This window comes from Rhizobium album (assembly GCF_003122325.1).
GTDB lineage: Bacteria > Pseudomonadota > Alphaproteobacteria > Rhizobiales > Rhizobiaceae > Metarhizobium > Metarhizobium album.
Genome location: NZ_QFBC01000016.1, coordinates 13,514 through 29,028, shown reverse-complemented (window position 1 = coordinate 29,028; position 15,515 = coordinate 13,514). Strand labels below are relative to the sequence as shown.

The 15,515-nt window shown below is 56.8% G+C and carries 13 protein-coding genes; 12 read left to right on the top strand and 1 reads right to left on the bottom strand.

Going from position 1 to position 15,515, the window contains the following annotated elements:
- The first annotated feature begins 3 nt into the window (after positions 1-3).
- The 12 genes from DEM27_RS25690 (at position 4) to DEM27_RS25635 (ending at position 15,022) form a co-directional block, all read left to right on the top strand.
- Positions 4-768, top strand: coding sequence for an amino acid ABC transporter ATP-binding protein (locus DEM27_RS25690; RefSeq protein ID WP_109461104.1), 765 nt, complete (start codon positions 4-6; stop codon positions 766-768).
- Between the two features lie 147 nt (positions 769-915).
- The gene (locus tag DEM27_RS25685) at positions 916-2,424 is read left to right on the top strand and encodes a M81 family metallopeptidase (protein ID WP_205908966.1); all 1,509 of its coding nucleotides are present in this window, start codon (positions 916-918) and stop codon (positions 2,422-2,424) included.
- A 4-nt stretch (positions 2,425-2,428) separates the two neighbouring features.
- Positions 2,429-3,643 (top strand): MalY/PatB family protein, encoded by a 1,215-nt coding sequence (locus DEM27_RS25680; RefSeq protein ID WP_109461102.1) that lies wholly within the window; start codon positions 2,429-2,431, stop codon positions 3,641-3,643.
- Between the two features lie 104 nt (positions 3,644-3,747).
- Positions 3,748-5,130: an amidohydrolase gene (locus DEM27_RS25675; protein ID WP_109461207.1), complete on the top strand. Its 1,383-nt coding sequence runs from the start codon at positions 3,748-3,750 to the stop codon at positions 5,128-5,130.
- A 155-nt stretch (positions 5,131-5,285) separates the two neighbouring features.
- Positions 5,286-6,872 carry an ABC transporter substrate-binding protein gene (locus DEM27_RS25670; protein WP_109461101.1) on the top strand — a complete coding sequence of 529 codons (1,587 nt, stop codon included), beginning with the start codon at positions 5,286-5,288 and terminating at the stop codon, positions 6,870-6,872.
- 62 nt (positions 6,873-6,934) lie between these two features.
- Positions 6,935-8,797 carry an ABC transporter ATP-binding protein gene (locus tag DEM27_RS25665; protein WP_109461100.1) on the top strand — a complete coding sequence of 621 codons (1,863 nt, stop codon included), beginning with the start codon at positions 6,935-6,937 and terminating at the stop codon, positions 8,795-8,797.
- A 53-nt stretch (positions 8,798-8,850) separates the two neighbouring features.
- Positions 8,851-10,341: a M81 family metallopeptidase gene (locus DEM27_RS25660; protein WP_109461099.1), complete on the top strand. Its 1,491-nt coding sequence runs from the start codon at positions 8,851-8,853 to the stop codon at positions 10,339-10,341.
- 39 nt (positions 10,342-10,380) lie between these two features.
- Positions 10,381-11,322: an ABC transporter permease gene (locus DEM27_RS25655; protein WP_109461098.1), complete on the top strand. Its 942-nt coding sequence runs from the start codon at positions 10,381-10,383 to the stop codon at positions 11,320-11,322.
- Positions 11,291-12,193: an ABC transporter permease gene (locus DEM27_RS25650; RefSeq protein WP_109461097.1), complete on the top strand. Its 903-nt coding sequence runs from the start codon at positions 11,291-11,293 to the stop codon at positions 12,191-12,193. The genes DEM27_RS25655 and DEM27_RS25650 overlap by 32 nt, the downstream gene beginning before the upstream one ends.
- 61 nt (positions 12,194-12,254) lie before the next feature.
- Positions 12,255-13,169 carry a LysR family transcriptional regulator gene (locus DEM27_RS25645; protein WP_109461096.1) on the top strand — a complete coding sequence of 305 codons (915 nt, stop codon included), beginning with the start codon at positions 12,255-12,257 and terminating at the stop codon, positions 13,167-13,169.
- 136 nt (positions 13,170-13,305) lie between these two features.
- Positions 13,306-13,824 carry an ureidoglycolate lyase gene (locus DEM27_RS25640; protein ID WP_165823600.1) on the top strand — a complete coding sequence of 173 codons (519 nt, stop codon included), beginning with the start codon at positions 13,306-13,308 and terminating at the stop codon, positions 13,822-13,824.
- Position 13,825: 1 nt separating this feature from the next.
- A complete protein-coding gene (locus DEM27_RS25635; protein ID WP_109461094.1) occupies positions 13,826-15,022 on the top strand; it encodes a pyridoxal phosphate-dependent aminotransferase in 1,197 nt (398 codons plus the stop codon).
- A 76-nt stretch (positions 15,023-15,098) separates the two neighbouring features.
- Here DEM27_RS25635 and DEM27_RS25630 read toward each other — a convergent pair whose 3' ends face one another.
- The gene (locus tag DEM27_RS25630; RefSeq protein WP_109461093.1) at positions 15,099-15,485 is read right to left on the bottom strand and encodes a Rid family detoxifying hydrolase; all 387 of its coding nucleotides are present in this window, start codon (positions 15,483-15,485) and stop codon (positions 15,099-15,101) included.
- Positions 15,486-15,515: the final 30 nt, after the last annotated feature.

Sequence of the window (15,515 nt, the reverse complement as noted above, 5' to 3'; positions counted from 1 at the left end):
AGAATGGCCGTGACCAAAACGCCTATCCCAGCCAATTCTTTCGCGGTGCAGGTTCGTGAACTCTCCAAATGGTTTGGAAACTTTCAGGTTCTGAACCGTATCGACCTCGATATTTCCGTTGGTGAGAAGGTCGTTATTTGTGGCCCGTCCGGATCAGGCAAGTCCACGCTCATTCGTTGCATAAATCAGCTCGAACCTTTCGAGAGCGGTCGGCTTCATGTCCATGGCGTTGAGATGTCGGGAGCGCGAAAGGACGTGCAAATGGTAAAGCAACAGATCGGCATGGTATTTCAGCACTTTAACCTGTTTCCTCATCTGAGCGTCATGGAAAACTGCGTTCTGGGACCGATGACAGTCAGGGGATTGTCGCGGCGGCAGGCAGAGGATGTTGCCGATCATTATCTCGCGCGTGTCCGAATTTCCGAACAGGCATCTAAATTTCCGGGTCAGCTTTCGGGCGGCCAGCAACAGCGTGTGGCCATCGCCAGAGCCCTCTGCATGGAGCCAAAAATTCTGCTCTTCGACGAACCGACCTCCGCGCTCGATCCGGAGATGGTGAAAGAAATCCTGGATACAATGACAGATTTGGCAAGAGACGGCATTACGATGATCTGCGTTACCCACGAGATGGGCTTTGCGCGGCAAGTCGCTGATAGAGTAATCTTCATGGACAAAGGGCAGATCGTGGAGGTTAACAGGCCGGATGTATTTTTCAAAATCCAGTCCAATGAACGCACCCGGCAGTTTCTCGCGAACCTCGTTCGCTGACCGTCCATCACAATTATAATCCCCTGATGCGTGCTATTGTGTTGGGGTGTTGCTTTCAAGGCAATGCATGCATTCACAAGCTGCTGCTTCCGCGAAAACCCATCGCCCGATACAGGCCATATCTTGTTTGGCGCAAAGTGGGGGTGGATCGTGCGAATACTTGTAGCGGGGTTTGAACATGAGACAAACACGTTCGCGCCTTCAAAGGCCCACTACCGGAACTTCCTCAACGGAGAAGGGTATCCGGCGCTGAGGCGGGGAGCCGAACTTTATGAGTTGCAAGAGATCAACCTCGGCGCCGGTGGCTTCATCAAAGCAGCGTTGTCAGCCGGACACGAGCTCATCCCCGTCGTCTGGGGTGGCGCGAGCGCCTCGGCCCATGTGACGACTGCTGCTTTCGAGCAGATTCTCGGCGAGATTGCCGAAGCGGCAAGGAAGCACTCCTATGACAGTGTTTTCATCAATCTCCATGGTGCCATGGTCACAGAGGCACATGACGACGGGGAAGGTGAAATACTGGCAAGGCTGCGTTCGATCATAGGTTCGGATGTTCCTCTAGTCGCGTCGTTGGACCTGCACGCCAATGTGACTGCAAGAATGATCGATCTTGCGGACGGCCTGATCGCCTACCAAACTTATCCGCATCTCGACATGGCGGATACCGGAGCCAAGGTGCTTGAACTGCTCCATGAATACCGAGCATCGCCGACGCCCTGGTTCAAGTCATTTAGCAGGCTCCCCTTTCTCATTCCGATCAACGGGATGTGCACGTTGGTCGATCCGGCCCGTCGCGTTTACGAAAGGCTGCGTGAACTTCAGAAAGGCGACGTGATTTCCCTGTCTTTCGCCCCGGGCTTTCCCGCCGCCGATTTTCCCGAATGCGGACCCACCGTCTGGGGCTACGGGCGCGATCGGCACGCCGTTGAAGACGCCGTTTCAACGCTTGTCGATTTGATCGTTGCCGAAGAGGAGAATTGGCGGGTGGATTTTCTCTCCCCACGCGACGCCGTGGAGCAGGCCATGAGAATTACTGCGGACGCTCGAAAGCCGGTGGTCATCTCCGATACGCAAGACAATCCCGGTGCGGGTGGTGACGGAAACACGACCGGCATGCTGAAGGCATTGTTGGACTGTGGAGCGGCCAATGCTGCAATCGGCGTGTTTTACGATCCTGCGGCATTCGAGGCTGCACGCACGGCCGGCGTCGGCACTGACATAACCATAGCGCTCGGCGGCACATCGGATGTAGAGGGCGATTCGCCTCTCTGTGGCACGTTCCATGTCGATTTTATCGGCGATGGGACCTGCACGTTCGAGGGGCCGATGTTCCACGGCAACAAAGTCGACCTGGGAGGTGTCGCCTGCCTTCGCATGGCAGGTGTCAGCATCGTCGTCAGTCCGACCAAGGCGCAGATGTTCGATAGGGTGCTTTATCGCATCGCCGGCATCGAACCCGAAACGAAATCCATACTCGTCAACAAGAGCTCCGTTCATTTTCGGGCTGATTTCACAGAAGTAGCGGCAGCCATTATCGTAGCCAAGGCGCCAGGGCCGATGAAGGCCGATCCCGATGATCTGCCCTGGACGCGGCTGGCAGAAGGGATGCGCACTTCGCCCATGGGACCGGCGTTTTCCAGTTTGATTTCAGAGGATTGATCGGATGCGGAATGTCGAAGCTGCTCCGCGGAAACGCAATCCGGACAGTACCTATTTTCTGATGGACGAAGCGGCGCTGCGGCGTCGCGGCAATCTCAAGTGGTCCAGCTATGGGGAAGATGTCCTTCCGGCATTTGTCGCCGAGATGGACTATGCGGTGGCGCCGGCCATCGCCGATGCTCTGTCACGAATAGCGACCGATCAACAATACGGCTACCCCACAAGAAACGGATCTCGCACGCCAGCCTCCGTGGCAAAGCTCTATGCAGAACGCATGAGCAGGATTTTCGATTGGCGTCCGGACCCGGAAAACGTTGTCGTCGTTTCCGATCTCGTGCAAGCAATTTTCACAACCGTGCTGGCGTTTTCGCAAGAAGGCGATGGCGCTGCCATCCAGGAGCCTTGCTATCCGCCATTTCGAGAGGCGATAGTCTCGACCGGGCGCGTTTTTACCCCGGTCGAAACCGTGGACGACGGCAATCGTTTGTCCATCGATTTCGACAACCTCGCCAATACCATCGGACCCCAGACACGCCTGCTTATGCTGTGCAATCCCCACAATCCGACAGGAGGCGTGCTCGATCGCCAGGACCTGGAAAAACTGGCGGAGCTCGCTCTGGCTCGCGATCTGCTCATCATTTCGGACGAGGTGCACTGCGAGATTACTTTCGATCAGTTCCGGCATATTCCCATCGCCTCCCTTGGCGAGGAAATAGCAAGGCGAACGATCACTCTGGGTTCGGCGGCGAAATCGTTCAATACGGCGGGCCTGAAATGCGCGTTTGTTCACTTTGGCACTGCGGAGTTACGCGATCGCTATCTCAAGGCCTTCCCGCGCAGGGTGATTGTCCCGGGACATGCCATGGGTATCGATGCGACGATCGCTGCATGGGAGAGCAGCCATCAATGGCAGCATGACGTACTGTCATATCTGGCCGACATGCGCGGCCTGCTTATGCAAAGGTTGAAAAAGGAACTGCCGGAAATCCGGGTCTATGCCCCCGAAGGCACCTACATGGCATGGCTCGACTGCAGCGCACTTGGATTACCCTTGCCGGCTTACGATTTCTTTCTGGGCGAAGCGCATGTAGTCCTAAGCGCCGGGCAGACGTTTGTGACAGGCGGTGAGGCCTTTGCAAGGCTGAATTTTGCGACATCGGAAACGATACTCAGCGAGATTCTGGAGCGCATGACGCATGCAGTGCGCACTCGCGCCTAAGTCCGTGTGCCAAGGCCGCATGGCTGGGCGCCCCTTGCCCGATTGGCAAACGCCGGGCGATTGCGGTCGCGCCATTTAATTCGCCTTGAGAAGGAGACATGGCAATGAATGATATCACAATCGATCTTGCAGGTATTCATGCGGCCGTGAACACGAGAGCGGGTCGTTATACCCGGCTGGCCGATGAGATCTGGGAATTTGCCGAATTGGGGTTCGCCGAAAGCCGCTCCAGCAAAGCCCAGATGGACGTGCTGGCGGCTGAAGGCTTCAAGGTCACTGCAGGCATCGCCGGATTGCCCACCGCCTTTGTCGCGGAACGTGGTAAGGGCAAGCCGGTGATAGGTCTCCTGGGCGAATTCGATGCTCTGGCGGGGATGAGCCAGCTCGCGGGCTCGGCGAAAGAGGAGGTTCTTCATCCAGGCATGCCCGGCCACGGTTGCGGGCACAACCTGCTTGGCACGGGCTCGGCACTTGCCGCGGTGGCCGCAGCGGAAATGCTTGAAGCCATGGGCATCCCAGGCACCATTCGCTACTACGCCTGCCCGGCGGAAGAGGGTGGCGGCGGAAAGGCTTTTATGGCTCGCGCCGGGGTCTTCGACGATCTCGATGCCGCCTTTTCGTGGCATCCTGGCCCAACGTCCTCCGCCCATATGAGCCGGACCAACGCCTTTTTGCAAATACGGGTCATTTTTCGCGGACATGCTTCGCATGCGGCCCTAACGCCGCATCTCGGACGAAGTGCTCTTGATGCAGCCGAACTGATGAATGTCGGCTGCAACTACCTGCGCGAACACATCGAGGATGGCGAGCGTATCCATTACGCCTATCGCGATGCTGGAGGAATTGCTGCAAACGTCGTCCAGTCTAGAATAGAGCTCACCTACATCGTTAGGTCGCGTACCATCGAAGGTTTGAATGCCTTGGCGGCGCGCGTCGAACAGGTTGCACGCGGGGCAGCGATGATGAGCGGAACCCAAGTCGAATTCTCGATCGAATCGGGAATGTCGCCGTATCAACCTAATCTGGCTCTGACCAGGATGATGCATGAGCAGTTCATCGCGCTTGGCGCACCTGACTTCGATGAGAACGATTTGGCAGCGGCAGTCGCGTTCAACGATCCGAACTATCAAGGCAACCGCGCGCTGGACGGCGATATAGCTCCGCTTGCGGATCACGTCGGCAATTCGCTCGGGTCGACGGACGTGGGCGATGTTTCAGTTGTGATCCCGCTGGCGCAGATTTGGGTCGCCAGTTTCGCGCGCAGCACGGCATTTCATTCGTGGCAACTCGTCTCACAGGGGAAGTTGCCGGCTGCGCATAAGGGGATGTTGCAGGCTGCGAAGGTTATGACTGCTTCCGTCTTACGCGCAATCAAAGATACTGATTTGCTTGAACAGGCGAAACAGGAACATCGGAACCGCAACGCCGGGGCGGGATACGTCTGCCCGATCCCTGACGAGGTCCTGCCACCACTGCCGCAGGGTTGATAGCAGTTTTTACGATAGGATTGGTGTTGCCCAGCAGGCAACACCAATGTGTTCCGTTTACGGTTTTACGTCGCAGGCCTTTGTGCTTACGTTAGCTCCCAAGAATAGGCGTCGCCCCTATCGAGAGCGATAAGCCAACAACGGGTGGAGCGACGATGACAGGGACGAGACGTGAATTCCTGCAGTACACGGCGGCGTTCGCACTACTTGCAGCAAGCGCAAATCGAGCGTCGGCCCAATCCACGCCCAATGTGCTGCGGTTTGTCCCTGCCGGAAATCTCTCGTCGATAGATCCGATCGTCACAAGCGGATATCCAATCCGCAATCATGGCTATTTGGTTTATGACACCTTGTTTGCGGAAGACGAAAACTTTGAAATTCAGCCGCAGATGGTGGATAGGGCGGAGGAAGGCGACGACGGCCTCGTCTACACGTTCTCGTTGCGGCCCGGATTGAAATTTCATGACGGCGCACCGGTGCGCGCACAGGATTGCATCGCGAGCATCAAACGGTGGGGCGGTAAGGATGGCCTCGGGCAATCCCTGCTCGACGCTACGGACAAGCTCGAAGCCGTAGATGACAACACGATCCGCTTCACGTTGAAATCCTCCTTCCCGCTCATCTACGTTGCACTCGGTAAATCTTCCACGCCGGTGTGTTTTATCATGCCCGAGCGCATCGCCGGTGCAACGGACAGCAAAACGCAGATCACGGACGCCACCGGATCCGGCCCGTATCGCTTTCTACCGAACGAGTGGGTACCGGGCAGCAAGGCCGCCTATGAAAAATTCGACGGTTATATTCCTCGCAAGGAAACGCCGAGCGGCATTGCTGGCGGCAAGCAGGTCAATTTCGATCGTGTCGAGTGGCTGATTATCCCCGATCAATCGACCGCGGTCGCGGCGCTGAAGCGTGGCGAAATCGATTGGTTCGAAAAACCCGATCTCAACCTTGTCGAGCTTCTGAGAGGCGATCCCAGTGTCGTGGTCGGCGACTATGATCCCTACCAGGGGACATTGTTGCGCTTCAACCAACAGCAAAAACCCTTCAACAATGTGAAGGTTCGGCAGGCGGTGATGGCCACTATCAACCAGGAAGACGTACTCGTCGCCATGGTCGGAGAAGGCAATTACGAAGTTTGCAAGTCGTTCTTCTTTTGCGGCACCCCGATGTCTTCGGGCACCGGATCGAGCGTGATGAAAGGGGATCTGGAACTGGGCAAGGCCCTGTTGAAGGACGCTGGTTATGCCGGCGAGAAAGTGGTCCTCATTTCGGCCACCGACATCCCCTGGATTTATTCAGCCAGCCTCGTCGTCGAGCAGCTTCTGCGCAATATGGGCATGACGGTCGAAGTCCAAACCATGGATCTTGGTACCTATTTCACTCGTCGAAATTCGACGGAGCCGGTTGAAAAAGGCGGCTGGAGCGCTCTCGTCTCGGGTGCTGGGTCGGTTGATTTCCTCAGCCCGGCGCAACATCTCGCTCTACGCGGCAACGGTCTTGCCGCATGGCCTGGCTGGCCGGATGATGCCAAGCTGGAATCCCTTCGGGCGGATTGGATGAAGGCGACATCCCAAGACCAGCGAAAGAAGATAGCAAGTGATGTCGAAGCGCATGCATTTCAGTCGGTCCCCTATGTACCACTTGGCCAGCGTTCCCAGATTACCGCTTATCGCAAGACCGTAAGCGGGATTGTAAAGTCGCCTGCCCCGCTCTTTTGGAACGTCCGGAAGACCGCCTGAGGCGGGAGGGTTCTCTGCGATACAGGACCGGCGGCGCCCTGCGCGGCCATCCCGGCTTATCTATGAAAATTGAGAGGGTATCCGTGGTCGAAACTGTATTATCCGTTCGGAATCTGGAAGTCGCATTTCTGTCGGGGCACGGCCGATCGCAGGTGGTTAACGGCATTTCGTTCGACGTCAATCCGGGTGAAACGCTCGCCATCGTCGGCGAAAGCGGCTCCGGAAAAAGCGTAACGAGCCTCGCCATCACACGCCTGCTCGATGCCCGATCAAGCGAGGTTAAGGGCCAGATCCTACTTAACGGGCGCGATCTCACCGTGCTGCCGGAGCGGGAGATGCGCAAGGTACGCGGCGGTGAGATCGGGATGATCTTCCAGGAACCGATGACGAGTCTCAACCCCGTCCTCCCGGTGGGCAAGCAACTGTCGGAAACGCTCGTCTTGCACCGCAAGATGTCGGTCTCCGAAGCACGAGCAGAAACAGTGCGGCTCTTCGACCGCGTCAGCATACCGGCGGCCGCCACTCGTCTGGATGATTTTCCTCACCAGTTTTCAGGCGGCATGCGCCAGCGCGTCATGATCGCCATGGCGCTTGCTTGTCGGCCTAAATTGCTGATTGCCGATGAACCGACCACGGCGTTGGATGTGACGATCCAGGCGGAAATATTGCAATTGCTGCGCCAGTTGCAGGCAGAAGAACAGATGTCCATCCTGTTCATCACCCATGACATGGGAGTGGTTGCAGAGATTGCGCATCGAACACTCGTCATGTTTCGAGGCAATTTGGTTGAACACGGGGACACCGTGGATATTTTCCACGAACCGAAGAACAATTATACGCGTACACTGTTGGCGGCAGTGCCGAGGCTCGGATCGATGACGGGCACATCGGAGCCTGCCCATTTCGTACTTCCTTTCCAGGATCAGCAGCCCCTCCCCCCGCAAAAGGCGGAGACTTCAAGTACACGCAAGCCGACAACCGAGAAGGCTCCGACCGTTCTGGAGGTTAGAGACCTGGTCACCCGCTTCGACATCAACAATGGTTTCATGGGCAGGCTCGGCGGGCGGGTCCACGCAGTCGAAAACATCTCCTTCAACCTGAAGGCTGGCGAAACCTTATCCGTTGTTGGGGAATCCGGATGCGGCAAATCCACGACCGGTCGGTCGATCATGCGGCTTGAGCACCCACTGAGCGGCGAAATCGTCGTCGATGGCCAGGATCTCATGAAATGCTCGGCGGCCGAACTGCGCAAGGCTCGGACGAAGATGCAGATGATCTTCCAGGATCCTTATGCAAGCCTCAATCCTCGAATCCGAATAGGCGATGCCATCGCTGAGCCGATGCTTCTGCACGGAATGACAAACAGACGCGAATCGAAGGATCGCGTCGCGCAGTTGCTCCGCGAGGTGGGGCTTCTGCCGGATATGATGAGACGGTTCCCACATGAATTCTCAGGCGGCCAGCGTCAACGCATTTCGATCGCACGCGCTCTGGCTGTCCGACCGAAACTCATCATCGCGGATGAGGCGGTGTCGGCGCTTGACGTATCGGTCAAGGCGCAGGTGGTGAACCTCATGCTCGACCTCCAGAAGGGAATGAATTTATCCTATCTCTTCATTTCCCACGATATGGCGGTGGTAGAACGGATCAGTCATCGCGTTGCGGTGATGTATCTCGGAGAGATCGTCGAAATTGGCCCTCGAGCCTCGATCTTCGGCAACCCGATGCATCCCTATACGAAGCGTCTATTGTCCGCGGTCCCGGTACCGGAGCCACGCGAGCGCGGGAAGCGTCCCGCCCCTCCGATCCGCGAACTGCCCTCGCCGATCAGGCCGCCAAACTACATTGCCCCCAAACGCGAGTATCGGGAAGTGTCGGCCGGCCATATCTGCCAGGAGTGGGATCGATCTGAGTGGGCACAGTGATTGATGCCTCCTGAGGCAAATCGTTTAAATTTCAGGTTTTGGGAGAGATCCGTTTGAAAGTCTTTATTTCCACTCTCGCGACAGAAACCAACACGTTTTCGCCTATCCCATCCGTCCGGGAATCGTTCACGACCCGCGAATATTTCCGCGGCGACGGGGGGCTGCGCCCGCCGGTGCTGGGCAACATTCCGTTGATCGAATGGCGCCGTCTGGCGACCTCCGACGGGGATCAGGTGGTAGAAAGCATATGCGCTTTCGCGGCTCCTGCGGGCAAGACGCAAAGAACCGCTTATGAAGGATTGAGGGACGAAATTCTGGAGGATCTGCAGAAAGCGTTGCCGGTGGATAAGGTGTTGCTCTTCCTACATGGCGCCATGGTGGCTGAAGGCTATGACGATTGCGAGGGCGATATCATCGCAAGGGTCCGAGAGATCGTCGGACCTTCCGTGCCGATCGGCGTAGAGATAGACCTCCATTGCCACTTAACGGAGTTGATGCGCAGCAAGGCGGATATCATTGTGGCCTTCAAGGAATATCCCCATACGGATATCGCCGAAAGGGCAAGAGAGGTCTACGACCTCGTGGGCCGCACTCTGGCCGGAGAGATAAGGCCCGTAATGGCGCTGGAAGACTGCCGGATGATCGGCGTCTGGCGTCCGCCGACAGAACCAATGCGATCCTTCGTTACACGCATGTCCGAGGCGGAGGGCCACGACGGAATACTCTCGGTCTCTTTCGGTCACGGCTTTCCTTGGGCTGACGTACCGGACGTTGGGGCGAAAATGCTCGTCGTGGCCGACAACGATATGACAGCTGCGGTAAAGATGGCCGAGCGGTTTCGTCGAGAGTTGTGGGATATGCGGGATTTAGCTGCCCAGCGCTACGATACAGTCGAAGAGGCGATCAGCGCCGCCCTCTCGTCCTCTGCGGCGCCAATCGTGATTGCCGATGTCGCGGACAATGCGGGCGCCGGCGCGGCCGCAGACAACACTAATATTCTGCGCGGCTTGATTGATGGAAAAGTGGAAAACGCGGCTATCGGGTGCTTTTGGGACCCCATTGCTGTCCAGATGTGCCTGGAGACTGGTGTTGGCGGAGAACTTGACCTTCGCGTCGGTGGCAAGATGGGGCCGCAATCCGGAAATCCGGTGGACTTGCGCGTCACCATCATGGGCATCAAGCGGGATCATTCGCAGCCCGCGCTGAGCGGCGGGCGCATGAGCCTCGGGACCGGGGTGTGGGTAAAGGGCGCGGAAATTGACATCGTTCTTACCTCGACCAGACTTCAGACTCATTCGCCCGAGGCCTTCACGGCCCTCGGATGTAAATTGACTGACAAGAAGATAATCGTGGTCAAGTCGATGCAGCATTTCCTGACTGGCTTTGGGCCTCTGGCTGCGGAGGTGCGTTACGTGGATGCCGGCGGATCGGCCTCGACAAAGTTCGCAACCCTACCTTACTCGAAGAAACGCCAGCCCTACTGGCCAGCCTCTCTCGACCCGTTTCAGGCAAACACCGGCTATTTCCAAGAGGAGGTTAGATAAAATGGTTGATGTAAGCGAGCCGAACTCAGGAGCGGGCCGATGATATCCTTCCTTGCACGGCGGATTTTCGCCGCACTTCCGGTCATGTTTCTCGTTGCGCTAATCGCATTTTCTTTGCTTTATTTCGCTCCCGGCGATCCGGCGGCGGTTATCGCGGGGGACATGGCGCAGCCCGCCGACATCGCGGCAATTCGGGAAACAATCGGTCTCAACCAACCTTTCCACGTGCGGCTGGGGATCTTTCTCTGGAATACTTTCCGAGGAGATCTGGGAATTTCAATTTTCTCCCACAAACCGGTGACCGCGTTGATTGCGCAGCGCCTTGAGCCGACCTTGTCGTTGGCAGTCCTGACGATCATCATATCGATAGCGGTCGCGGTTCCGCTCGGCACGCTTGCCGCATGGCGGGCCAGAGGCCTAATTGACCGGATAGCGATGGCAATTGGCATTTTGGGATTTTCGGTTCCGGTCTTCGTCATCGCCTATCTGATGATCTGGTTTCTCTCGGTCAAACTCGCCTGGTTTCCGGTTCAAGGCTATACGCCGTTGGCAACGAACTGGTCGGGATGGTTTTACAATCTTATCCTTCCGGCCCTTTCGCTGAGCACGGTCTATATCGCTCTGATCACGCGCATCACGCGGGCGAGCGTTATTGAGGTGCTTTCGCAGGATTATATTCGCACCGCCCGTTCCAAAGGACTGAGTGAACATGTCGTGTTATTGCGCCATGCCTTGAGGAATGCTGCAGTCCCCATCGCCACGATCGTGGGAATTGGTGTTGCGCTCCTAATGGGCGGCGTGGTTGTCACCGAGACAGTGTTCGCTATTCCCGGTCTCGGCCGATTACTGGTCGATGCAATCCTGCAACGCGATTATCCGGTTATCCAGGGCGTGCTCATTCTGCTGTCGGCGATCTACGTAGCGGTAAATCTCCTGGTGGACATCAGCTATGCCATTTTCGATCCCAGAATCAGAAACTGATCCCATGACTGTAATCCTAGAAACCACACCCTCACGCTATGCGCTCTGGCATCGTTTTGTGCACCAGAATCTGTCCGTGGTCGTCGGCGGCGTCTTGCTTTTGAGCGTAATCCTGATCGCTCTTGTCGGACCGATTATTTACTCGGTTGACCCAAATGCTATTTCTCCGCTGAGGAGATTGAAGCCCCCGTCCACACTTTATTGGTTCGGCACCGATGCGCTTGGTCGCGATCTTTTCGCCCGCGTGATTGCAGGCGGTCGTATTTCCCTGCTGGTCGGGGTGTCCGTATCCGTGTTGTCGCTCGCATGCGGAATCCTTCTCGGCCTCGTATCGGGTTTCTTCAGGTCGGTGGATGCCATTATGAGTCGTGTCCTCGAAGCCTTCATGGCAATACCGGCCGTTCTCTTGGCCATCGCCCTGATGGCGCTGACCACAGCCAGCGTCGGCAACGTCATCATCGCATTGACGATTTCGGAGATACCGCGGGTTACTCGTCTGATGCGCTCCGTCGTCTTCACTTTGCGCGGCCAGCCTTTCGTCGAGGCGGCAATAGCATCCGGTGCTCCGATCCACCACGTCCTTTTCAGGCATATCCTGCCCAACACGCTGGCACCGCTCATCGTGCAAGGAACATTCATATGCGGTTCCGCCATCATTGTGGAGTCCATCCTGAGCTTCATCGGTGCAGGCACGCCGTCGTCCATTCCGACCTGGGGCAATATCATCGCCGACGGACGAACCTTCTTCCAGATCTATCCCCATATGATCTTCTTCCCCGCCGTGTTCCTTTCGATCACCGTGCTTAGCATCAATCTCATCGGCGACGGATTGCGGGATTATTTGGATCCGCGCATGTCGCGGAATATGTAAACGGACTGGACGGCCCCGGAGAAGAGTCGGTGCTTTGTCTCGAAAGGATGTTGGCGAGAGAATGCGGGAACTCAATGAGCGCCGACTACGCTATTTCTACAATGTTGCTCTGCATGGCTCCATCCGCCGAGCAGCCGACGAGTTGAACACCGCCCCTTCGGTCGTGACGCGGCAGTTAAAACTGCTTGAGGAGGAGATGGGCGTTAAACTGTTTGAGCGCGACGTCTCTGGCAGTAAGCCGACTGATGCCGCACAGTTCCTGCTCGACTACTGGCATTCTTCCCGCTCGCTTATGGAGATCCTTGAAGAGCGTATCGCTGAGACCCGGGCGCTTAAGCGCGGAAAGGTTTATATCTCGGTTTCTGAGGGGTTCTTGGTCGATTTCGTCGACAATGTCGTCAAGCCATTCAACAGGGACTTTCCCAAAATAGAGCTTTCAGTGAACGTGCTATCGGTCGGTGACATCGTAGATCAGGTCGCGTCTGATATCGCGCATCTCGGCATTGTCTATAACCCTCCGAAGGTCAGCTATATCCGCTCGTTCCTGCATGTCGATGTGCCGATCAAGCTTTTTGTCAGCAAGGATCATGAACTCGCCAAAACAACCGAGCCAATGACGCTGGCCCGCGCACTGTCGTACCCAATCGCTAAGATGCCGAACAATTTCGGGCTCGGTCGCACCACCGAACTTCTGGCCGATTCCAAGCGCATTCCTCTGAACGTCGTGTTCTCCTCGAATTCCTCCCGAGCCATCGCCCACTTCATCTGCAACGGCACGGCCGTGGCGTTTCTCGGCCCGCGCTATGTCGCGGCCGAGTTCGGTAGTGGTGAATTGAAAGCGCTCGAGATTGACCATCCGCTGCTGACCGAAAACCAGGCGAATGTCATTGCGCGATCCGGCCGGACGCCGACAAAGGCGATGACCACGATGATCGACTATATTCGACGACATTCCAAAATCTTCGGTCAATGTTGAACCCGCCGGAGGCAGTGCCCATAGGGCAACATGCTGGCGTAACGTTTGCGCATATCGTCGCCACCTGCCGCTTGCTACCTTCCCTGATGGGACCGGCCCCATCCGGGAACCCGATACAATTCGAGGAGGCAAACACGTGACGTCAGGGCATGGCATTGAAATCGAAACGTTGACACCAGAGGCATTCGCGCCTTACGGGCGTGTCTTTCAGCCGCACGAGATCCCGGACTTCGACTTGCCGACGAAAAGTGTTCACAGATTCCCTTGGCAGTGCGACGCGCCGCTCATCCTGCAACTCATCAGCTTCAAGCCGCAGCCCTTCAAGGTCCATAAGATCGAGAGACACTTCCATGTAACAGAATCCCGCATGCATATCGGTGGATCTCCCACGGTGATCGTTGTAAGCGAGCCGGCGGAAGAGGTGCCTACGCCGGCGAAGTTGCGGGCATTTCGTCTTGATCGCCAAGGCGTAATGTTCAAGCTGGGCACCTGGCATGCGGTCGATGCCTACCCCCTCGGAAACGAACCGGGACTATTCCTCTTCCTTTCGGATAAGGAGACGCAGAGCGAGCTCTTCGACAAACCAGTTGCCGAACCGAAGCGAAGCATCATCCGAACATATGACGAAAATCCGCCGGAAATTTTGGTGGACTGATATGAACGACCGCTATCCATTTTCCCGTGCAGACCGGCTCCAAGGGATCGAGGTGTCGGGCATCGTGCGGATTTCGGAAGCCGCCGCGCTGTTGAGAGCAGAAGGAAAATACGTCATTGATCTTGGGGTCGGCGAGCCTGACTTCCCCACTCCTGAACATGTCGTAGATGCAGCCTTTCAAGCGGCACGAAACGGCAAGACGCGTTACACCGCCAATTCGGGCACCCCAGAATTGCGCGCCGCTATCGGAAAGCGCCACGACGCAACCGAAAAGGAAGTGCTCGTCAGCACGGGAGCGAAGCAGGTCATTTTCAATGCCTTAATGGCAACGTTGAATGTTGGTGACGAGGTTATTTTCGCTGCGCCTTTTTGGACCACGTACATGGATATGGTACAGATCGTCGGGGGCCGCGCGGTTGTGGTGCAGACAGCAGACACGGGATTGAAGATCACCCCGGAACAGCTCGAGAACGCGATTACGAAACGAACTCGTTGGTTGCTGCTCAACAATCCCGGCAATCCCTCAGGAGCCGTTTATCGGCGGGAGGAACTGGTTGGGCTGGCGGATGTCTTGAGACGCCATCCGCAGATCGCCGTTATGAGTGACGAAATCTATCGCGAAATCAGCTACGCTCCTTTTGTCAGCTTGCGCGACGCAGCTCCCGACCTCAGGGGAAGGATGCTCGTCGTTGATGGAGCATCAAAAGCCTATGCCATGACCGGCTGGCGTATCGGTTGGGGCGTCGGTCCGCAGTCCCTGATCGGAAACATGGCGATCGTTCAGGGCCAATCGACATCATGTGCATCGTCGATCTCGCAGGCGGCCGTGCTCGCGGCTCTGATAGGCCCGGACGATTACCTTGCCGAGCGGTGTCGTTCGTTTCGGGATCGCTCGCTGTTTCTCATCGAGAAGCTGCGGGCTACCCGACTATTTGACTGCGCTACGCCGGACGGCGCCTTTTATCTTTTCCCGCGCTGCACACGTGCTTTGGGTATGAAGCAGCCTGATGGCAAGGTCATCGGAACCGACGACGATGTCAGCCACTACCTGATGCAGGAGGCGCACGTCGCCGTCGTGCCGGGTGGGTTGTTCGGCAGTCCCGGACATTTGAGGATGTCCTACGCGTTAAAACAGGATGAATTGGCGGATGCCTGCCGGCGGATTGCCGAGGCGTGCGGAAGGCTTACGCCCGCTTAATAAGGTGCCTTGCGGTGATGGTGGTCCGATCTGAGGGCGCCGGGATTGGAGATTCCGGCGCCCTCATTTGCATCGTTCAGATGATTGCGATGACGGCCTCGACCTCGATTTGGGCATTCAATGGCAAGGCGGCCACCTGATAGGTCGCCCGGGCAGGATAAGGTGCGGTAAACATCTGGCCATATGCGGCATTTATGTCCGGAAATCGCGAAAGATCCGTCACGAGCACCGTCGTCTTGAGGCAATGTGCCATCGATGTGCCGGCAACTTCTGCGATCGCCTGGATGTTTGTGAGGCATTGCTTGATCTGTTTGGCAGGATCATCGGAGGAAATCTTGCTGGTCAATGGATCGATCGGTAACTGCCCAGACACAAAGAGCAGCCCGCCGTGAACTCTCGCTTGTGAATAGGGACCAATGGCGGCAGGCGCCCGATCCGTTGTAATGACGTTTGAATTGGACAACGATGGCTCCCATGCAAATTATGCGTATGC

What these genes read in the sequence shown, in the direction of transcription:
- DEM27_RS25690 (WP_109461104.1), top strand. Translation starts at nt 4, where the DNA reads ATGGCCGTGACCAAAACGCCTATCCCAGCCAATTCTTTCGCGGTGCAG.
- DEM27_RS25675 (WP_109461207.1), top strand. Translation starts at nt 3,748, where the DNA reads ATGAATGATATCACAATCGATCTTGCAGGTATTCATGCGGCCGTGAAC.
- DEM27_RS25650 (WP_109461097.1), top strand. Translation starts at nt 11,291, where the DNA reads ATGCCATTTTCGATCCCAGAATCAGAAACTGATCCCATGACTGTAATC.
- DEM27_RS25680 (WP_109461102.1), top strand. Translation starts at nt 2,429, where the DNA reads ATGCGGAATGTCGAAGCTGCTCCGCGGAAACGCAATCCGGACAGTACC.
- DEM27_RS25670 (WP_109461101.1), top strand. Translation starts at nt 5,286, where the DNA reads ATGACAGGGACGAGACGTGAATTCCTGCAGTACACGGCGGCGTTCGCA.
- DEM27_RS25655 (WP_109461098.1), top strand. Translation starts at nt 10,381, where the DNA reads ATGATATCCTTCCTTGCACGGCGGATTTTCGCCGCACTTCCGGTCATG.
- DEM27_RS25665 (WP_109461100.1), top strand. Translation starts at nt 6,935, where the DNA reads ATGAAAATTGAGAGGGTATCCGTGGTCGAAACTGTATTATCCGTTCGG.
- DEM27_RS25645 (WP_109461096.1), top strand. Translation starts at nt 12,255, where the DNA reads ATGCGGGAACTCAATGAGCGCCGACTACGCTATTTCTACAATGTTGCT.
- DEM27_RS25635 (WP_109461094.1), top strand. Translation starts at nt 13,826, where the DNA reads ATGAACGACCGCTATCCATTTTCCCGTGCAGACCGGCTCCAAGGGATC.